This is a genomic window from Micromonospora sp. NPDC049060, from assembly GCF_040649055.1.
In the GTDB taxonomy this organism is placed as follows: Bacteria; Actinomycetota; Actinomycetes; order Mycobacteriales; family Micromonosporaceae; genus Micromonospora; species Micromonospora reichwaldensis.
This window is the reverse complement of sequence record NZ_JBEZEV010000087.1, coordinates 1-21,511: the sequence shown is the minus strand read 5'-3', so window position 1 is coordinate 21,511 and position 21,511 is coordinate 1. Positions and strand designations below refer to the sequence as shown.

At 75.5% G+C, this 21,511-nt stretch carries 5 protein-coding genes; all 5 read right to left on the bottom strand.

Annotation, left to right across the window (positions count from 1 at the left end; translation table 11 throughout):
• Positions 1-15 precede the first annotated feature (15 nt).
• Positions 16-711, bottom strand: coding sequence for a hypothetical protein (locus AB0B83_RS24700; protein WP_357580162.1), 696 nt, complete (start codon positions 709-711; stop codon positions 16-18).
• A complete protein-coding gene (locus tag AB0B83_RS24695) occupies positions 674-1,738 on the bottom strand; it encodes a GSCFA domain-containing protein (RefSeq protein WP_357580161.1) in 1,065 nt (354 codons plus the stop codon). Before AB0B83_RS24695 ends, AB0B83_RS24700 begins: the two co-directional genes overlap by 38 nt.
• On the bottom strand, positions 1,735-11,211 hold the full coding sequence (locus AB0B83_RS24690) for an amino acid adenylation domain-containing protein (RefSeq protein ID WP_357580160.1): 9,477 nt from the start codon (positions 11,209-11,211) through the stop codon (positions 1,735-1,737). Before AB0B83_RS24690 ends, AB0B83_RS24695 begins: the two co-directional genes overlap by 4 nt.
• Complete coding sequence (locus tag AB0B83_RS24685) at positions 11,211-15,269, bottom strand: amino acid adenylation domain-containing protein (RefSeq protein ID WP_357580159.1); 4,059 nt, start codon at positions 15,267-15,269, stop codon at positions 11,211-11,213. The genes AB0B83_RS24690 and AB0B83_RS24685 overlap by 1 nt, the downstream gene beginning before the upstream one ends.
• The coding region (locus AB0B83_RS24680; RefSeq protein ID WP_357580158.1) for an amino acid adenylation domain-containing protein at positions 15,266-21,511 on the bottom strand (6,246 nt) is incomplete at its 5' end. The genes AB0B83_RS24685 and AB0B83_RS24680, both read right to left, overlap by 4 nt.

Here is a 21,511-nt window from a genome sequence, read left to right as displayed (position 1 = left end):
CTCCTGGATTCGGTGTCACAGCCCCCGCGCCAGCAGGTCGGCCACGATCAGCCGGCCGAAGGCGAGGTTGCCGTGGATCGGGTCGTCCGGCTCGCAGAACGCGGCCCGCTGCCGGCCCGCGCCGTCGGTGACCCGGGCCCGCAGGTCCACGATCTCCACGCCGAGCGCGACGAGCGCGCGGCGGACCGTCTCCTGGGCCGCCATGAACACCAGCGGGTCGGACATCCCCGGCACCCGCTGTGGCGGCAGCACCGCGAGGACGCGCAGCCCCAGGTCGAGGGCGTGGCGGTAGAAGGCCAACGCGTCGCGGGCCATGGCGCGCACGATGTCGTCGAAGAGCCCGCTGGCGAGGAAGCCCGCCGGGAAGGCGCCGTCGCCCGCCCGGTAGATCCGCCAGTTCTCGGTGGTGGCGAAGAAGTGGGCGCTGAGCCCGAACGTCGAGACCAGCGGGACGGCGAGCTGCCCGACGTCGGCCACGCCCAACTCGGCCAGGAAGCCGCGGTGGCGCTCCTGCACGGCGGCGTCCCGGAACACCAGGCCGTCGTCGCGGACGTCGAAGAAGCCGACGTTGAAGTCGCGCCCCGAGCCGACCGGCCCGCCGACGAAGGGCAGCCCGGCCGCCGTCGCCGCGCGGGCGATCGGCCCGGCGTGCGAGTCGCCCAGCAGCAAAAATCTAGCCGGCGCGGTAGTGGTCGAGGACGGCGTCGTCACAGTAGAGGTCACCTCCGTCGGCGTCGGCGCGGCGGTCCGCCGCCGGCGCGGTCCGATCACTTGGCCGGGTCCCGTTCCGGTCGCGTTCGAGGGCGTCGAAGAAGTGGCGCATGACGAAGGCGACCCCCGCCGGCGTCACGGCGCGCAGGTTCGGCGCGAAGAAGACCCCCCGGAACGGGAAACCGGTGATCAGCTCGTACGAGGGGAAGTAGTCGACGTGGTCGTGTTCCTGGGCCAGTTGGCCCGCCGCGGCCCGCAGCACGGACTTGGAGTACCCGGTGGCGGTCAACGCGTGCGCCCCGGTCGCCGTCGCGGTGAGCGGCACCGGCGACACGGTCAGCAGCACGGTCAGCCGTGGGTTGGCGGCGCGCAGCAGCGCGACGACGGCGCAGAGGTCCCGGTGCACCTCGGCCACGGTGAAGTTGTGGAAGACGTGCCGCCCGGCGTCGAAGGTGCCCCGGACGGTGCCGGGGCAGACCGGGTGGACGGTGCCGGTGACCGCGTCCCGCCAGGCCTCGGTCAGACCGAGGGTGAAGATGAGACAGCCCGCCTCGGCGACCGCCCTCCGCATCGCCGCCAGGGTGGATCGGCGGGCGGCCAGGGTCGCCTCCGCCGAGTCGTACCCGTCGGGTTCGACCGACGGGCGGTACGGGTCGAAGAACCGGTCGCCTTCGCGCCAGACCTCGTCGGGCCCGGGGTCGTCCGTCAGCGCCCAGGTCAGCCACTGCCGCAGGCTGGCGGCGGTGTAGATGGTGCCGGTGCGGAAGGAGAACGCGCCGTAGTGGCGGGCCTGGCGCTCGGCCTCAGTCAGCCCCGGCGGGGGCAGCTCGGCCTCACACCAGTTCATCCCCTCGTCGCGCAGGGCGGGACCGAGGTGGCGGGCGAAGCAGGAACCGGCGGTGAGGACCGGATCGTCCGGGTCGAGGCCGAACTTCGGCGTCCACACCTCGCCGATGTCCCGCATCTCCGGCTCGGCCACGGCGGTGCGCCAGAACGACCGCGACGGCAACGACTGGTACGGGTTCATCGCGCCGCCCTCGGGTCGGTGGCCGACTCCGCCTCGTTGATGGCCCCGGCCACCGCGTCCACGTGCGGCGCCCCGACGATGCCGTAGTGGGTGGTGTCGACGAGGTGCCAGGCGAGCCCGGTCAGGTGCCCCCGCCACTTACGGGCCTGCTCCTGCGGCGCGCCGAGCGCCGGCAGCCCGGCCGTCGGGCGGCCCGCGAGCCAGAGCCGCCCGGGCGTCCCGGCCAGCCGGGGCAGGGTGTGCTCCGCCATGCTCGCCAGGTTGGCCCGGCAGCAACGCGCCAGCGCGTCCGCGTACGCCGTCGCCGCGGTGTTCGCGCCGGTCGCCGCCCCCAGCTCGTGGGCGAAGAGCGCGGCGAGCCGCTCCTCGTCGTACGCCCCGAGGGCCGGCGCGGCGTCCGGCGGCGGCGGGTCGAGCAGGTACAGCTCGTCCGCCGGCTGGCCGGCCGTCTCGGCCTCCGCCGCCATCCCGAGCGCCACCCAGGCGCCGAACGACCAGCCGGCGAGCCGCCAGCGCCACTCGTTGCGGGGGAAGCGGTCCCGCAGCGCGGCGTGGTAGCGCGCGGCCCGTTCCGCCAGCGACCAGGCCGGCTGCCCGGGGCGTGTCAGCGCGGGATCGGCGATGACGCAGACCGTGAGCTGCGGGTCGAGCGCCGACACCAACGGCCGGTACGCCTGGACGTCGCCGCCGACCGGATGGACCAGACAGAGCACCGTACGCCCCCGGCCCGCCTGCCAGACCTCCACCGCCACGGTGGGGTCGGCGGGGTCGGCGGCGCGGACCGGCTCGCCGAGGAGCCCCAGCACCTCGGCCAGGCTCACCCGGTGGCTCAGCTGGGACAGGCCGAGGCTGACGCCGAAGTGCTCCTTGACCCGGTCGATCAGGTCCAGCAGCAGCAGCGAGTCGGCCCCCAGGTCGTAGAGGGACGCGGCCGGGTCGAGCCGGTCGGCGCCCAGCCAGTCGCAGAGCCACTCGCCGACCTGCTCGGCGGCCGACCGGGGCAGTACGGCGGGTGTCGCGTCCGGCGGGTTGGCCGGTGGCGCGTAGAAATCCCGCGCCCGGTCCAGCGCGGTGGTGCAGACGAGCAGCTGCGGCAGCCGCAGCCGCAGGGCCTGCGCGAAGAGCCGGCGCCCCTCGTCCGCGGAGAGGCCGACCGCCAGGTGTGCCCGGTGCCGGGCGTCGGTGGGCAGGGCGTCCCGGGCCAGGCCCACCTCGCTCCAGACGTCCCAGCCCACGGAGATCCGCAGCGTGGTGTCGGCCCCGTCCGCCCGGTGCCGGGCGAAGCCGTCGAGCAGCCCGTTGGTGGCGGCGTAGTCGAGCTGGCCGACGCCGCCGAGCTGCGCCGACATCGACGAGCAGTAGACGACGAACGACGGCCGGTGGCGCGCGACCAGCCGCTCCACGAGCAGCGCGCCGTACGCCCTGCCGGCCGTGGCCCGCCGCATCGCGGCCGCGTCCCGCCGGCCGATCAGCCCGCCGGCCGCGATCCCCGCGGCGTGGACCACCCCGTCGACCCGGCGGGTGCGGGCGTCGAGCCGGGCCAGCAGTTCGTCGGGTCCGGTCTCGGCCAGGTCGCCCTCGACGAGGTCGACGCGATCGGCCCACCGCGTCAGCCCGGCCGGCAGCCTCCCGCGCCGCGCCAGCAGGACCACCCGGCAGTCGCCCTGCTCCAGCAGCCAGGCGGCGATGCTCCGCCCGATGCCGCCGGTGCCGCCCAGCACCACGTACACGGCCGGTCCGGCCGGCAGCGGATGCGTGGCGGGTACCGCCGGCAGCGGATGCGGGATCGGCCCGGCTGACTGCGGATGCGTGGCCGGCGGGCGGACCGGCAGCAGCGCCTGCTCCCACCAGTAGCCCCCGCGCAGCGCGAGTCGGCGGGGTGGTGGTGCCTCCTCCGCCAGCAGCGCCGCGAGCGCCGGCGCCCAGTCGGCCGGATCGGGGCCCGGCAGGTCCACCCAGTGGCTCGCGACGTCGCCCTCCTGGGGTGCGACCTCGCACACCCCGGCGAGCAGGCCCAGCTCCGGCCGGCGTACGTCGTCGTGCACGGGTTGCGCCTGCTGAGACAGCCACCAGGCCCGCAGCCGGGGCCGGCGGGGCAGCGCGGCGACGGCTGCCAGCAGCGCCGCCGGGGTGTCGACGCAGGCCCGGTACGAGTGGGCGAGCGCGTCCGCGCCGATCGGCCCGTCGACGGCCAGCGGCAGCGCGTGGAGCCAGTCGACACCGCCCTGCCCGGGCGCGGCCGGCGAGCCGGCGTCGGCGCCGGTCAGCGCGTCGAGCAGCCGGCCCAGCGAGCCGGGATCGGCCGGGTCGGCCTGGTAGCTGTCCGGTCCGAGCCGGGCGAAGCCGTCCGCGGCGGTGACGGCCACCACCCGGGCGTGGGACGCCGCGAAGGCGCGCAGCGCGGCCGGCGGGGGCGGTTCCGCCGCCATGATCACGAGCGTCTCCGGGCGGCGGGCACCGGGATCGGCCCCCGCGTGCCGCCAGCGCACCCAGTGCGGCTGGTGCAACCACTCGGCCTCGGGCAGCCGTGCCGGCCACGGCTGATCGGCCGGCGCCGCCCCGGGGGCCGCCGCCACCCCGGGCGACGCCACCTCGGCGGGCGACGCTGCCACGGCTGATGCCACCCCGGCGGGCGGTGCCAGACCGGCTGGCGACGCCACCCCGGGTGTCGCCACCGCGGGCGGTGCCGTCCCGGTCGGGAATGTCGTGCTGGCGGGCGACGTCGTGCTGGCGGGCGACGTCGCCCCGGCCGGCGGGGCGGCGCGGGCGAACTCGTGGTCGACGAGAACGAACGCTGGCGGGGGGAAGTCCCAGGGCGGCTGCGCCGGCCCGGCCGACCACCGGACCGGCCGACCGGCCAGCCAGGCGGCGACGAGGTCGGCCGCCGGCGGCGTACCGGCCGGGCCGGTGACCGCGACGGGTGCCGCCTCGACGGGGGTGACCTCGACGGCGGTCGCGGTGCGCAGCCAGGCCACGGCGGCGGCCGCGTCGGCGCAGACGGCCGCCGCCCGCCACCGGCCCGGCGTGCGGCCCGCCTGGAGGTGGCGCAGCACCCGGTGGTAGGCCTCGGGCCGGGCCGCCAGGTAGTCGGCGATGCGGTCGGCGTCGGCGCGCAGGCCGGCCGCGCTGCCGCTGGCGAGCAGCACCACCGGTACGCCGGGGACCGGCGGAGTGTCCGGGCCGGCGCCGACCTGCTCGATCGCCTCGCAGACCAGGTGGGCGTTGGTGCCGCCGATGCCGAAGCTGCTCACCGCCGCCACGCGTGGCCGGTCGACGGGCCAGGGCCGGGCCTTCGTGGGGATGTGGAACGGGGCCGGATCGGGGCCGAGCCGTGGATTGAGGCGACGGAAGTCGACGTTCGGCGGGATCAGCCCGTGGTGCACGGCCAGCACGGCACGGACCAGGCCGACCACCCCGGCCGCCGCGCCGAGATGACCGATCTGGCTCTTCACCGAGGCCAGCGCGACGCGACCGGATTCGGCCAGGTCGAACGCCTGGCGTAGCGCCGCCACCTCCACCGGATCGCCCAGCTCCGTGCCGGTGCCGTGCGCCTCCACGTAGCCGACGTCGCCGCTGGTACGCCCGCTGCGACGCAGCGCGGTACGGATCACCTCACGCTGGCCGGCGACCGACGGCGCGGCGTAGCCGATCTTCTCCGCGCCGTCGTTGTTGACGGCGGATCCGGTGATCACGGCGTAGACGGTGTCGCCGTCGCGCCGGGCCAGCCGCAGGGGCTTGAGCACGACCACGCCCACCCCGCTGGCGCCGACGGTGCCGCCGGCGTCGTCGCTGAACGGCCGGCAGTGCCCGTCCGGGGAGAAGATGTGCTGCGGCTGGTAGCGGTAGCCGGCCGTCAGCAGCGGGTCCACCAGCACGCCGCCGACCAGCATCACGTCACTGTCGCCCTGGCGCAGCAGCCCGGCCGCGACGTGGACCGCCACCAGCGAGCTGGCGCAGGCCGCCTGCACGGTGAAGGCCGGACCGGTCAGCCGCAGGTGGTAGGCGACCTTCGTGGCCAGGAAGTCCTTCTCGTGGTGCAGCGCCAACTGGAAGGAGTCCGGCAGCCGCGCCGGATCGGCTTCGCGCAGCATCGTCTGGAAGTACGTGTTCTCGCCGCAGCTGGCGAGCAGGCCGACCCGCTGCCCGCCGGGATCGGCGATGCCGGCGTGCGCCAACGCCTCGACGCAGCTCATCAGCAGGTGCCGCTGCTGCGGATCCATCAGCCGCGCCTCCTGCCGGCTGATGCCGAAGTGCCCCGGGTCGAAGCCGAGCACCCCGGCCAGCTGGCTGCGGGCGCCGACCAGGCCGTCGGCGGCGTCGAAGTGCTCGATGCCCCGGTCGCCGGCCTCCACCATCGCCCAGAAGGCGGCCAGGTCGGTCGCGCCGGGCAGCCGGACGGCCATCCCCACCACGGCGACCGGCTCGTCCGCCGGGCCCGCGACGGCCCCGTCCCGCCCGCCCACCGTCGCCTCCGTGGCCCGTCGCTCGGTGAGGAACCGGGCGAGGCGGCGGATGGTGACATGCTCGAACAGGTCGGGGATGCTCAGCGGCAGCCCTTCGGCGGCGCAGCGCAGGTGGAAGCGCATCAGGTCGAGGCTGCCCGCGCCCTGGTCGAAGAAGCGCCGGTCGGGTGCGATCGGCGTCCCGACGACCTCCTCGAAGAGCCCGGCCAGCCGTGACTCCAGGACCGACATGACCGGCGCCGGCGCGGCGACGCCCGGCCGCAGCTCCTCGCCCGGTGCGGTCAACGCGCGGCGGCGGTCCAGCTTCCCGCTGGCGGTACGCGGCAGCTCCGGCAGCCGCCGGAACCGGTCCACCCGCACGTACCCGGGCAGGAGCCCCGCCAGATGACCGGTCAGCTCCTCCGGGGACGGTGGATCCGCCCGCAGCTCCAGACAGGCGACCAGGTGCGGCTCGTCGCGGACCACCACGGCGTTGACCACCGCCGGGTGCGTCAGCAGGGCCGCCTCCACCTGGCCCAGCTCCAGCCGGTGCCCGCTCACCTTCACCTGCTGGTCGTCGCGGCCCAGGTAGTGCAGCAGGCCGTCGCGGTCGAACCGGGCCTGGTCGCCGCTGCGGAAGAACCAGCCGTCACCGGGCAGCTCGACGAAGCGGGCCCGGTCGAGCGCCGGATCGTCCAGGTAGCAGGGCGCCACCAGATCCCCGCCGATCAGCAGCTGCCCGGGGCAGTCCGGCGGCACCACCTCGTCGGCGGAGTCCACCACCCGCAGCCACGTGTTGGCGACCGGGCGGCCGATGGCGGGGCGGGCCGGCCAGGTGGCCGGGTCGCCGTCGAGGCAGAGGCTGCTGACCACGTGGGTCTCGGTCGGGCCGTAGTGGTTGAACAGGCGCGCACCGGGCAGGCCGGCGAACCAGCGGCGGATGCTGTCGGTGCAGATCAGCTGCTCGCCGGCGGTGACGACCTCCCGCAGCCGGGACGGGTACCGGCCGAGGCGGACCCCGTGCTCGGCCAGGAGTTGCAGGGCGACGTACGGCAGGAAGATCCGCTCGATGCCGGCGGTGTCGAGGTGCGCCAGCAGCGCCGGCATGTCCTGCCTGAGCCCGGGACGGGGCAGGTGCAGGGTGCCGCCGCCGCAGAGCGTGCCGAAGATCTCCTGGAAGGAGACGTCGAAGGAGAGCATGGAGAACTGCAGGGTCGCCGCCGCACCCGCCAGGCCGCCGGCCTCGCCCTGCCAGTGCAGGAGGTTGACCAGCAGGGCGTCGCCGACCTGCACCCCCTTGGGCGTGCCGGTCGAGCCCGAGGTGAAGAGCGTGTAGAGCGGGCGGCCGGCGTACGAGGGCGCGACGGGTGCGGCCGACCGGGACAGCACCACCGGGTGCCGGGGGTGAGCGCCCTCGTCGATCACGTCGAGGGCGGGCTCGTCGCCGGGCGCCAGCAGCACGCAGAGCGGGTCGACCTGGCCCAGCACCTGGCGCAGCAGCGCCGGCGGGTAGGCCCGGTCGAGCGGCACGACGGTCAGGTTGAGCCGGGCCGCCGCGAGCAGCGCCACCACGTGCTCCACCGACGGCGCGAAGAACAGGGCGACGCGGTGCCGGTCGCCGGCCGACACCGGATGGTCCCGCAGCAGCTCGGCGGCGAGCCCCGAGGCGTACGCGTCGAGGTCGGCGTAGCTGAGACGACGGTCGCCGGCCACCAGCGCGGTCGCGGTCGGCTCCGCCTTTACCCGCCGGGCGAAGGCCTCGGCCACGGTGGGGAAGTCCGCCGGGGTACGCGAACCCCGGCCGGGCTCGGGCAGGCCGCGGCGGTAGGGCCGCACCAGCTCGGCCAGCGTGCTCGGGCCGTGGCCGGTCAACGCGTCGAGGCCGCGCCGGAACAGCTCGGCAGCCGCCGCCACGTCGCCGGCGTCGAAGTGCTCGTCGGCGTACTCCCAGAGGCAGTCGAAGCCGGTCTCGTGCGCGACGACCGAGAGGGTGAGCGGACACTTGGCCTCGGTCGGGGCCAGCCAGACCGGCCGGGACGCGCAGCCGGGCAGCGCCAGCGCGGAGAAGTCGGTGTTGTCGAGGACGAAGAGGAAGTCGAACAGCGGCGCGTCGGCGCCGAAGTCGTGGTCGGCGACGGCGTGCGCGAGCGCCACGTCCTGCGCGTCGAGCACCGCGCGTACGGCGTCGGCCTGTCGGCGCAGCTGCGCCCGCAGCTCCTCGGCGGGCGCCAGCGCCAGCGGCAGCAGCACCGTGTTGGCGAACATGCCGACGCTCGTCTCGAAGTCGCGTACGGGCCGGTTCGCGACGGGGCTGGCGACGCGCGGGTGGGTGCGGCCGGTCACCCCGTGCACGGCCCAGCCGAAGAGCGTCAGCAGCAGCGGGAAGCGGGTCAGGCCCAGCTCGGCGCCGAGCCGGTCGAGGGCGGCGCGGCGTTCCGGGCCGATCGTGGTGTGGAGCAGGTGGTCCCCGGTGCCGCCGTGCTCCCGGACCGGCCGCAGCGGCGCGGCGACCTCCGTCACGTCGGCGTAGTGGCCGCGCAGGGCGTCGCGTTGAGCCCGGTAGGCCGGTCGGGTGAACCACTCGGCCTGCCACCGGGCGTAGTCCAGCGGGGTCGGGGCGGGCTCGTCCTCGTCCTCGGTCGTGCCGGCCAGCGCCGCCGCGTACGCGGTCGACAGCCCGCGGAACAGGACGTCGAGCGACCAGCCGTCCACCGCGATGTGGTGCAGGTGCAGCAGGAGCACCCCGCCGCCGTCGCGGGCCAGCCAGTACGCCCGCAGCATGCGCGGCTGCGCTAGGTCGAAGGGGGCGGCGAAGAGGGCACGGGCGCGCTCGCGCCACCCGGCCCCATCGCCGGCCCCGGCCCAGTCGTCAGCCCTGGCCCAGTCGCCGTCGCCGGCCCAGTCGTCGGCCCTGGCCCAGTCGTCGGCCCCGTCAGCGGCGGAAGCGGAAGCGGGAGTGGGCTCGCGCCACGGGTCGTAGGGTTCGCCGACCTCCTGGCGCAGCCCCTCCGGCGTGGCCCGGAAGGCGGTCCGCAGCGCCGCGTGACGCGTCACCACCCGGCGCAGCGCGTGCCGCAGCGCGTCGACGTCGACCCGGCCGCGCAGCTCGAAGGCGAGCCCCACGTGGTAGGCGGTGGACGCCGGCGCCCGCTGCTGCAACAGCCAGAGCCGTTGCTGCTCCGAGGTGGCCGGCGCGGACCGGGCACCGGACAGGGGAGCTGGCACCGGGTACGGCGAGCCGGTCGCGGTGCGGGCCGTCGCGACCGCCGCGGCCAGCTCGGCGAGGTCACCGCCCAGCACCACCGCCTGCGGCACCTCGGCGCCCCAGCGCCGCTGGATCTCGAAGCGCAGCCGCAGCGCCTTCAGCGAGTCCCCGCCGCTGGCGATCCACCTGTCGTCCGGTCGCAGGTCGGGCACGCCCAGCACCTCACCGGCCAGCCCGAGCACCGCCCGCCGCCACGCCGTGCCCGCCGCCTCGGCCGGACCGCCGTCGCGCCCGCCGTGCGGGTGCGGGTCGTCTCGCCCAGCACGCCAGGGCGGGTCGTCGCGCCGCAGGAGCGCGTCGGCGTCCACCTTGCCGTTCGCCGTCAGCGGCAGCGCCCCGACCCGGTGGACCCGGTGCGGGCGCAGGTACGGCGGCAGGGTCGCGGCCAGGTGCCTGTCGAACTCCGCGAACGAGAGATCGGGAGCCGTCACCAGGTACGCCAGCAGCTCGTTCGTGCCGTGCACCGGGTCGCGCCGGGTGCACACGTACGCCTGCCGGACCCCCGGGTGGGCGAGGACCTGCCGCTCCACCTCGCCGGGTTCGACCCGGAAGCCCCGGACCTTGACCTGCCGGTCGACCCGGCCGACGTACTCGACGCGGCCGGCGGCGTCGGCGCGCACGAGGTCCCCGGTGCGGTAGTGGCGGCCGGCGGAGCCGTCCAGCCAGGGCAGCCGGACGAAACGCGCGGCGGTCTCCTCGGGCAGGTTGCGGTAGCCGGCCGCCAGCGCCGCGCCGCCCAGGTACAGCTCGGCGACCTCGCCCGGCGCGGCGACACGCTCGCCGTCGACCACCAGGTGCGCGTCGGTGCCCGGCAGCACCCGGCCGATCGGCACCACCTCGGCGTCGAAGTCGCGCGGGATCGGATGGCACAGGGCGAACGTGGTCGCCTCGGTGGGCCCGTAGACGTTGTGCAGCCGGGTGCGGCTGGCGGGGTTGTCGCGGTACCAGCGGCGGATCAGCCGGGCGTTGAGCTGCTCGCCGCCGACGAGCACCTGGCCGACGTCGGCGAAGCAGTGCGGCCGTTCGTCGACCACCGCGTTGAACAGCGCCACGGTGATGAAGAGCGTGTCGATCCGCTCCCGGCGCAGCGCGGCGTCGAGCAGGTGCGGCGTCGACACCGTCTCGTCGTCGAGCACGACGCAGCAGCCGCCGGTCAGCAGCGGCACCCAGACCTCGAAGCTGATCGCGTCGAACGCCGGGTTGGCGAGGCTCGCGTAGCGGGCCGCCGGGGGCAGCACGAGGTAGCCGGGGCGGGCCAGCCGCAGGATGCCCGCGTCGCGCACCTCCACGCCCTTGGGGCGGCCTGTGGTGCCCGAGGTGTAGAAGACGAACGCGACCGGCGCGGGCGGCCCGTCCGACCCGGTCGCCGGGTCTCCCGCCAGCAGGGCCTCCGCCGGCAGCGGCCGCACCCCGTCGGGCAGGTCGCCGGGCGCGTCCGGGCCGTGGACCACCGCCACGGCGCCCGAGTCGCGCAGCATGTGGTCCCGCCGCCCGGGCGGGCTCTGCCGGTCCAGCGGCACCACGGTCGCGCCGAGCCGCAGGACGCCGAGCATGACGCAGACCAGCCGCCAGCCGCGCGGCAGGTGCACCGCGACGGCCTGACCCGGGCGGGTCCCGGCCCGGCGCAGGGACCGGGCGACGGCGGCGCTGGCGGCGTCCAGGTCGGCGTAGCTGAGGCGCCGGTCGCCGTCGGCCACCGCAACCGCGTCGGGGGTACGGCTGGCCTGGGCGAGCACGGCGTGCGCGAGACCGGGACCCTGGACCATCACGCCTCCCGTACGGCCGGCGTCGTCGGACGGGCGTGGGAGAGCCGGTCCATCTCGCCGCGCAGCAGGGCGGCGACCCGGAGCACCACCGCGCTCTCCAGGATGTCCCAGTGGTCGCAGTGCACCCGCTCCAGCAGGAAGTCGGCCTCGCCGCGCCGGTGCCAGAAGGCGCGCACCTCGCGCAGGAAGGCCTCGTCGCGCCCGGCGGTGGCCTGCAACAGCACCAGCCGGGCCGGCGACGCGGGGGTCGGATAGTCGCGCATGGTGGACCGGTTGTGGTTGTAGACGCGGTGGTACTGGTCGATCTGCTCGTCGTCGATGCCCGGGTACATCCCGTTGAACTTGATGAGCTTGTCGCGGAACTCGGCCATGTCCACCGGCTCGATCGCGCCCCGGTGGGCCGGGTCGTCGGTGCCCAGGGTGTCCAGCAGGACCACGCTCAGCCCGGGATGCCCGGCGAGGGCCAGCCGGCGTCCCATCTCGTACGCGACAAGCCCGCCGTAGGAGAGCCCGGTGAGCACCACCGGCCCGTCCAGCAGGTGCGCGACCTGCCCCAGGTACGCCTCGGCCATCGCCTCCACAGTGGGCAGGAACTCCTCGCCCGGGTTCACCCCCGGCGACTGGATCCCGTACACGCCGAGGGACTCCGGCAGCGCCTTGGCCAGCGACAGGTAGCAGAACGCGGTGCCGCCGGCCGGGTGCACGCAGATGACCCGGCCGGCGCCGTCGCCCGCCCGGAACTCGATCAGGTTGCTCGGCGGCCGGCCCGACGCGCCCCGCCGCAGCCGTCCGCCCAGCGCCTCGATCGTCGGGTGCAGCATGATCTCGTGGACCGGCAGCGGTTCGCCGAACGCCTCGCCGATCGCGTGGGCCAGCTTGATCGCCGAGATCGAGGTGCCGCCCACGTCGAAGAACCGGTCGCCGATGCCGATCTCCGGGTGCAGCAGCAGGCGCTTCCAGATCTGGTAGAGGGTCAGCTCGATCTGGTCGCGCGGGCTGGCCAGGTTGACCTGCCAGGGCGCTGCGGTACGGGCCAGCCGCAGCACCTCGTCGCGGTCGAGCTTGCCGTTGGCGGTCAGCGGCAGCCGCGGCAGCTCCACGAAGAGCGACGGGATCATGTAGCCGGGCAACCGTCGCGACAGCGCCTCGCGCCACTCGCTGACCAGCAACGGCGCCGCCCCGTCCCGGGCCACCCCGGCGACCAGCCTCGGCTCGCCGGCGGCGTCGGAGTCGACCAGCACCGCCGCCTCGCGTACGTCCGGCCGGTCCCGCAGCGCGGCCTCGATCTCGCCCAGCTCGATGCGGAAGCCCCGGATCTTGACCTGGCCGTCGCGGCGGCCGAGGTACTCGATGTTCCCGTCGGGCAGCAGCCGGGCCAGGTCGCCGGTGCGGTAGAGCCGTTCCCCGGGCACGAACGGGTCGGGAACGAACCGCTCGGCGGTCGCACCCGGCCGGCCCAGGTAGCCACGGGCGACGCCGACGCCACCGATGTGGATCTCGCCGGTGACCCCGACGGGCACCGGCTCCCGCCGCTCGTCGAGCAGGTGGACGCGGGTGTTGGCGATCGGCCGGCCGATCGGGCACCGCCGGGCGGACGGCTGCGGGTCGAGGTAGGCGGTGCTGTAGACGGTGGTCTCCGTCGGCCCGTACCCGTTGAGGACCCGCAGCCCGGGCAGGGCCTCCTGCATCCGGTGCAGGCCCTGCTCCGGCAGCGGTTCGACCCCGACCAGCAGCTGGCGCAGCGCCGACCCGGCCAGGCGGGCCGCCGGATCCTCGTCGATCCACCGGACGAAGGCCGGCGGCAGGTAGGCCTGCACGACGCGGTGCTCGCGCAGCCAGCCCATCAGCGCCGCCGGGTCGCCGCGCAACTTCTCCGGTACGAGGTGCAGGGCCCCGCCCGTGGTCAGCGGCAGGAAGATCTCCTGCACGGAGACGTCGAAGCCGACGCTCGACCAGAGCGCCGCCGCCTCCCCCTCGGCGGCACCGAGCCGCGACACCCAGTGGTCGAGCAGGTTCACGACGCCGCCGTGGGCGACCGCGACGCCCTTGGGGCGGCCCGTCGAGCCCGACGTGTAGATCACGTACGCCAGGTTGGCGGGGTGCACGACGACGCCGGGCGGACCGTCGTGGCGCCCCTCGGCCTCGACGGCGGCCAGGTCGTCCTCGCCGAGCACCAGGGCCGGCGCCGCGTCGGCGACCATGCCGGCGAGCCGCTCCGGCGGCAGGGCCGGGTCCAGCGGCAGGTAGGCGGCCCCGGCCTTGAGCACGCCCAGGATGGCGACGATCAGCCCGGCCGAGCGCCGCGCGTGCAGGCCCACCACCTGGTCGCGGCGTACGCCCCGGGCGATCAGCGCGTGCGCCAGGCGGTTGGCCCGCCGCTCCAGCGTGGCGTAGTCCAGCCGCTCGTCGTCGTCGGCCACGGCGAGGGACTCGGGGTGCCGCCGCGCCTGCGCCGCGATCCGCCGCACCACGTCCGCCGGGTCGGTGAGCGGTCGCGCGGTGCGGTTCCACTCGACCAGCAGGCGGTGCCGCTCGTCCGCACCGAGCAGCCGCAGCGCGCCGACCGGGGCCGACGGATCGGCCGCCACCTGGGCGAGCAGGTGGACGAAGTGCCCGGCCAGCCGGGCGATCGTCGCGGCGTCGAAGAGGTCGGTGTTGTACTCGAAGACGACGTGCAGCTCGTCGGCGTGCTCCAGCACCTCGACCGACAGGTCGAACTTGGCCGCGCCGGTGCTGCTCGACAGGGGCCGCAGCTCCAGGCCGGGCAGCGCCAGCCGGCCGCGCGGGATGTTCTGGAGCACCAGCATCACCTGGAACAGCGGCGAGTAGCTGGTGTGCCGCTCCGGGTTGAGCGCGTCCACGAGCTGCTCGAACGGCAGGTCGGGATGGGCGTACGCGTCGAGCAGGTGCCGGCGGACGTCGGCCAGCAGCGCCGCGAAGGACTGCTCCGGGTCCAGCCGGTTGCGGATCACCACCGTGTTCACGAAGTGGCCGATCAGGCCCTCCACGTCCCGGTGGTTGCGGTTGGCGAACGGGGTGCCGACGCAGACGTCGTCCTGCCCGCTGTAGCGCCACAGCAGCACCGACAGGGTGGCCATGAGCGTCATGAAGAGCGTGGCGTCGCCGGCCCGGCCCACCTCCCGCAGGCCCCGCAGCACCGCGGCGTCCACAGTCGTGCCGTGGGTCTCGCCCCGGTAGCGCTGCACCGCCGGGCGGGGCCGGTCGGTCGGCAGGGCCAGCAGCGCGGGCGCACCGGCCAGGGTCCGCGTCCAGTAGCCGAGCTGGCGCTCCAGCTCGCCGCCGCCGAGGTGCCGGCGCTGCCACAGCGTGTAGTCCGGGTACTGCACGGGCAGCTCGGCCAGCGCGGGAGCCTCGCCCCCCGCGTACGCGGCGTAGAGGGCGGTGACCTCGCCGATCAGGATGCCGACGGACCAGCCGTCGGCCACCATGTGGTGCACGGTGAGCAACCAGCGGTGCTCGTCGGGCGCCAGCCGGAGCAGGCAGCTGCGGAGCAGGGGGCCGGCGGCCAGGTCGAACGGCGACCGCGCCTCGGCCTCGGCGGCCTCGTCGGCCCGGCGGGAGCGCTCCAGGCGGGGGAGCGCGGTGAGGTCCGCGACCGGCAGGGCGACCGGCCCGGCCGGCCGCACCACCTGGCAGGGCTCCTCGTCGATGAGCGCGAAGACGGTACGCAGCGCCTCGTGCCGGCGTACCACCTCGGTCAGGGCGCGGGCCAGCGCGGCCACGTCCAGGGCGCCCACGACGTCGAAGGCGACCGGGTTGTTGTAGAACGGATTGCCGGGGGAGAGCTGGTCGAGGAACCAGAGCTGCCGTTGGGCGAACGCGACCGGCACCGGCGCGTCCGGTCGCGGCCGGCGGGGGATCGTGTCCGCGTCGGCGCCGGTCAGGATCGCGACCAGCTCCTCCTTGTGCAGCTTGAGGTCGGCCAGCAGGTCGGGCGTGAGGACCTCGCGGGAGCCCGTGAGGCGCAGCCGGTCGCCGTCGACCCGCAACCCGACCGCGTGCCGGTTGAGCGTGTCGAGCAGCTCGTAGGCGTTCACAGCTCGACCGTGATCGTGTCGGTGGCGTCGGGCCCGGCCGGCTCCGCCCCGGGACGGCCGCCGCCGAGCAGCGCGTAGACCAGCCGGTGCGAGGGGTCCAGATCGAACAGGGCGGGCAGCTCCGCCGTGTCCAGGGCGCCGACGCCGCACAGGCCGAGACCGTGCTCGGGGGCGGCCATCGTCAGCAGCTGGGCCATGGCGCCCGCCTCGATCGCGGTGAAGGTCGCACTCTGCTCCTGGTAGAGGGGCTCGATGGCCGCGCGCTGCGCCACGAGGAACAGCGCGAACGCGGCGGCCTCGAAGACCGGCCGGTTGACGAAGTAGTCGAAGGCGTCGGGGCTCAGCTCACGGTCGCGGCCGAGCGCCAGCAGCCGGTGCGCCGCCGGGTCGTGGTAGTACGCCCCGCCCGGCACCCCGTCGATGCGTCCCGCCTTGACCAGGACGTACGTCTGCACGGCGTAGGTGCCGCCGGCCGAGCCGTACTGGAACTTGGCCCGACCGTCGACCTCCCGCTGGGCGAGGGTGGCCAGCAACCCGCCGAGCGCCTCCGCCGGCAGCGGGTCCGCGGCGAAGCGGCGCACCGTGCGGTAGCCGGTGTACCGCCGGTCGTACGCCGGGTCGGCCGGCGCGGTCAGCGCGACCGCCGGGGTGTCGGGCGCGAAGCCGCGACGGCCCCGCCCGTCCGAGGTGAACGCGGCGCGCGCGGCCGGGTCCTCGACCACCGTGGCGGCCCGCTGCGCGGCCGCGACGACGGCCCGCTCGGCGGTGTGTTCGCGGAACATCCGCAGCAGGTCGGCGAGGGTCGGCTGGCGCATCAGCCGGGCGAGCTTCGGCCGGAAGCCCAACTCGCCGGAGAGGGCGTTCGCGATCCGGACGACGTCGATCGACGTGGCGCCGAGCATCAGCAGGTTGGCGTCGGGCGCGACGACGGGCAGGTCGAGGATCTCGGTGACGATCTCCACCAGCCGGTTCTCGGCCGGGTCGGTGAGCACCGGCGCCTCGGCGACGGTCTCCGGCGACGGTTTCGGGTCGGGGAGCTGGCCCCGGTCGACCTTTCCGTTGGCCGACAGCGGCAGCGCGTCGAGGACGGTGAACGACGACGGCACCATGTACGCCGGCAGCCGCTGCTCCAGGTACGCCACGAGGGCGGCCGGCTCGGGGGCGGGACCGTCCGCCACCACGTACGCGGCCAGCCGCTTCTCGCCCTGCGCCTGACCGAGCAGCCGCAGCGCGGCGGCGCGTACGCCCGGGTGGGCCTCCAACGCCGCCTCGATCTCGCCCAGCTCGATCCGGTAGCCGTGCACCTTGACCTGGCCGTCCTCGCGGCCGAGGAACTCGATCGTGCCGTCCGGGCGCAGCCGGCCCAGGTCGCCGGTGCGGTAGAGCCGCTCGCCGCTGACCGGGTGGACGACGAAGCTGGCCGCCGTCGCCGCCTCGTCGCGCCAGTAGCCCCGCGCCAGCCCGGCGCCGCTGATCCAGAGGTCGCCGGTGGCCCAGGTGGGCCGGGGACGCAGCGCCTCGTCCAGCACGTGGACCCCCTGGTGGGCCAGCGCCCGGCCGTACGGGATGCTGCGCCAGGCCGGATCGACCTCGTCGACCGCGTGGTGGATGGACCAGATCGACGCCTCGGTGGCGCCACCGAGGCTCTCGACCCGGATCCCCGGCAGCGCCTTGCGCAGCCGGTCGGGGAGGGTGAGCGGGATCCAGTCCCCGGAGAGCATGGCCAGGCGCAGCGACGCCGGTAGCGGATGGCCGGCGTCGGCGTCGTCGAGGAGCATGCCGGCCAGCGCCGGCACCGAGTTCCAGACGCTGACCCGGTGGGCGTGGGCCACCTCCCGCCAGTGGGCCGGGTCGCGGGCCAGTTCCGGGTCGAGCGTCACGACCGCCGCGCCAGCCGCGAGGGTGCCGAAGATGTCGAAGACGGAGAGGTCGAAGCTGAGCGCGCTGACGGCCAGGACCCGGTCGGCGGGCCCCACGGCGAAGCGCGCGTTGACGTCGAGCAGCGTGTTCACCGCACCGCGGTGGTCGATCGTCACCCCCTTCGGCGTGCCGGTGGACCCGGACGTGTAGATCACGTACGCGACGTCGGTCTCCGCCCGCTCGACCGGCCGCAGCGCCGGCCCGCCCGCACCGACGGCGGCCGCGTCCACCACCAGGCGCGCGACGCCCTCGGGCAGGGGCACCCGGTCCGATCCGGTCAGGACCAGCCCCGCCCCGGCCCGCTGGAGCACCCGGGCCACCCGCTCGGCCGGCCAGTCGGGGTCGAGCGGCAGGTACGCGCCCCCGGCGTGCAGGACCGCGAGGGTGGCGACGACCTGCTTCCAGCCCCGGTCGAGCAGCACCGCGACGAGCTGGCCGGGCCCGACGCCGCGGTCCTGGAGCCGCCCGGCCAGCCGCCGTGCCTCGACGCGTACGGTGGCGTGGTCCAGGTGCCGGTCCGGGGCGAGCACGGCGGGCGCAGCGGGGGTCGCCAGCGCCTGCCGGTCGACAAGCTCGTGCAGGAGCCCGCGATTGGCCGGCGGGGCCACCGGCACGGGCGGGGCGAGCGGCCCGTCCAGCGTGCCGTACCAGGCGTCCGGCTCCGCCAGCCGCCCGAGCAGCTCCCGGTACGCCGCGAACATCTCGGCGACCAGGCCGGCGGGGAAGAGCTCGTCGATGCTGTCCCAGTTGACGTGCAGCCGCCCGCCGGCCTCCAGGACCGTGTGGTCGATCCACACCTGCGGCGTCTGGGTGATGCCGTGCAGCACCTCGCCGCCGAGCGCCGCCGCGAGGCCGCTGTCGCCGACGTCGGGGGCCGATTCGGTGAGCGTGCTGTTGAAGACGACCGGCAGGGCCGCGTGGCGGGTGCCCCGGGCGCGGGCGAGTTCGCGGTTGACCCGTACGCCGCTGACCGCCGAGTGGTCGATGTCCTGCCAGAGCTGCTCCTGCACCGCCCGGGCCCGGGTCACGAAGTCGACCCCGGCCGCCACGTCGACCTCCAGCAGCACCAGCGACGTGAAGTCACCGATCACCGCGTTGATGCCGGGATGCAGCGGCAGCCGGTTGAACAGCGGCAGGCTCAGCGTGAACCGCGACTGGCGGCTCCACCGGGCGAGCACCTGCGCGAACGCGGTCACCAGCAGCACCGACGGGGTCACCTGGTGCCGGCCGGCGAGCGCCTTCAGCCGGCTCCAACGCTCCGCCGGCACCACCTCGTCGTAGCGGGTGAAGCGCGGCCGTTCGACGCTCTCCGGCTGCCGTTCCAGCGGGAGCTGCGGCGCGGGGGCCAGCGTGCCGACCCGCTCCCGCCAGTAGTCGAGGGCCCGCTCGTAGCGTGGCGTGTGCCGCAGGGCCCGTTCGGCCAGGACGTAGTCGCGGAAGGTCACCGCGAGCGGCGGCAGGTCGACGTCCGGGTCGGCGTAGAGCAGCGCCAGCTCGTGTTCCAGGATCTGCCCGCTGGCCGCGTCGAGGATCAGCGCGTCGAGGCTGACGTGCAGCCGCGCCTCGCCGTCGAGCAGCGTCACCGCGAACTCGAACAGCGGCCAGCGGCCGGCGTCGAACACCTGGTGGGACATCCGCTCCCGGGTCTCGCCCAGCCGGCGGTCGGCGGTCTGCGGGTCGAGCCCGCGCAGGTCCTGCCGGGCCATCGCGTAGCGCGGCACGTTCGGCAGGACCCGCTGGACGCCGTCGTGGAAGACCGCGCGGAGCATGTCGTGGCGGTCGACCAGCCGGTGCAGCGCCCGGGTGAAGCGCTCCTCGTCGAAGTCGCGCAGCCGCAGCTCGCTGTAGCCGTGCGCGCCGACGCCGCCGAGTTCGATGGTGGACCCGCGGCCCACCCAGTAGGCCTCCTGGATGTCGGTGAGCGGGAACGGCTCGTACCGGCCGGCGGGATCTGCGACGAGCGACGGCAGGGCGTCGACGGCGGGGGAGCCGGGCCCCGCCAGCTCGGCCGCCAGGTCGGCCAGGACCGGCTTCTGGAAGAGGGTACGCAGCGACAGCCGCGCCGACATCCGCTCGTTGATCGCGTGCACGAGCCGGGTCGCCAGCAGCGAGTGGCCGCCCAGCGCGAAGAAGTCGTCGTGCGCGCCGACCCGGTCGCGGCGCAGCACCTCGGCCCAGATGGCGGCCATCCGGGCCTCCCGGTCGTCGCGCGGCGCGACGTAGGCGGTGGCGACGTCGGCCTGCTCCGGCGCGCGCAGGGCTCGCCGGTCCAGCTTGCCGTTTGCCGTCAGCGGCAGCCGCTCCAGCAGCACCCAGCGGGTCGGCACCAGGTGCTCGGGCAGCCGGCGCCGCAACTGCTCGCGGGCCGCCTCGGCGGTGACGTCGCCGACCAGGTAGCCGACCAGGTGCGGGTCGCCGGGGGTGTCCTCGCGCAGCAGCACGGCCGCCTCGCGGACGCCCGGAACGTGTCGCAGGGCGCTCTCCACCTCGCCCGGCTCGACCCGGAAGCCGCGCACCTTGACCTGGTCGTCGGCGCGCCCGACGAACTCGATGGTCCCGTCGGCCCGGCGGCGGACCAGGTCGCCGCTGCGGTACATCCGCTCGCCCGGCCCCGCGAACGGGTCCGGCAGGAACCGTTCCGCGGTCGCCGCCGGCCGGTTGAGGTAGCCGCGCGCCAGGCCGGACCCGCCGATGTAGAGCTCGCCGAGCACGCCCGCCGGCACCGGCTCGCACCGCTCGTCGAGCACGTAGAGCCGGGCGTTGGCGATCGGCCGGCCGATCGGCGGCAGGGCCGGCCAGTCGGCCGCCGCCTCGGTGGCCAGCGCGAACTGGCTGACCACGTGGGTCTCGGTCGGACCGTACTGGTTGTAGAGGTACCGGCCGCCCAGCCCCACCACCAGGGCCCGGACGTCGTCGTTGACCCGCAGCGCCTCGCCGGCGGTGACGATCTCGCAGCCGGGCGCGAGCGGGGCGACGGCCCCGGTGAGACCGGCCAGCTGGTGCAGCACGGCCGCCGGCAGGAACGCCCGCCGTACGCCCTGCTCGGCCAGGACGTGGCGCAGCCGGCCCAGGTCCCGGCCGCTCTCCTCGTCGATCAGCACCAGCGTGCCGCCCTGGCAGAGGGTGCTCCAGATCTCCTGCGCGGAGACGTCGAAGCCGATCGAGGCGAACTGGAGCACCCGCTGCGGCGCGGGGCTGCCCGGCGCGGCGTAGCGGAGCTGCCAGTCGATCAGGTTGTCCAGGCACCGCCAGGTCTGCGCCACGCCCTTGGGGCGGCCGGTGGAGCCGGAGGTGTGGATGACGTAGGCGAGGTGGTCGGGCCGGGTGCCGGGGTCGGGGCTGGTGGTGGGGTGCTCGGCCCAGCGGTGTGCGTCGGTGTCGAGGTCGACGAGGGGCGCGTCGGTGAGGCCGTCGAGGGTGGCGCGGGTCGCGGCGTGGGCGAGGACGGCGACCGGGGCGCCGTCGGCCAGCAGGTGGGCCAGGCGTTCGGCGGGGTGGGCCGGGTCCAGGGGCAGGTACGCGCCGCCGGCCCGGGCGACGGCCAGGAGCGCAACGATCAGCTCCGGCGACCTGCGCAGGCAGACCGCGACGAGGGTGTCGGGGCCGACGCCGTGCGTGCGCAGGTGGTGGGCGAGCCGGTTGGCGCGCGCGTCGAGGTCGCGGTAGGTGAGGGAGGTGCCCTCGAAGGTGACCGCCGCCGCGTCGGGGGTCGCGGCGACCCGCTGCGCGAAGCGGGCGACGACGCCCTTGTCCACCGGGGACGGCTCGGCCTGGCGCAGCGCCTGCTCCCGTTCCCGCTCGTCGAGCAGGGTCAGCCGGTCGATGGGCTGGTCGGGGTGCGCGACGAGTTGGGTGAGGACGTGGCGCAGGTAGCGGATGTGCCGCTGGGCGGTGGCGGTGTCGAACAGCGCGGTGGCGTATTCGAGGCTGCCGGTGATGCGGCCGTCGTGCTCGGTGAGGGCGAGGGTGAGGTCGAACTTGGCCGTGCTGTGGGGCGGAGGCAGGGCGGTGACCCGCAGGCCCGGGAGGGTCAGCTCGCCGTCGTCGGTGTTCTGCCAGGCGAACATGACTTGGAAGAGGGGGGTGTGGGCGAGGTTGCGGGTGGGGTTGACGGTTTCGACGACGTGTTCGAAGGGGAGGTCCTGGTGGTCGAGGGTGGTGAGGGTGAGGTCGCGGACGCGGTGCAGGAGTTGGGTGGTGGTGGGGTGGTTGGTGAGGTCGATGCGGAGGGCGAGGGTGTTGACGAAGAAGCCGATGAGGTTTTCGAGTTCGGCGCGGCGTCGGTTGGCGGTGGGGGTGCCGATGATGAGGTCGTGTTGGCC

Bases quoted from the DNA above. Each gene is read 5' to 3' on its own strand.
- AB0B83_RS24695 (WP_357580161.1), bottom strand. From the start codon at position 1,738: ATGAACCCGTACCAGTCGTTGCCGTCGCGGTCGTTCTGGCGCACCGCC.
- AB0B83_RS24690 (WP_357580160.1), bottom strand. From the start codon at position 11,211: ATGGTCCAGGGTCCCGGTCTCGCGCACGCCGTGCTCGCCCAGGCCAGC.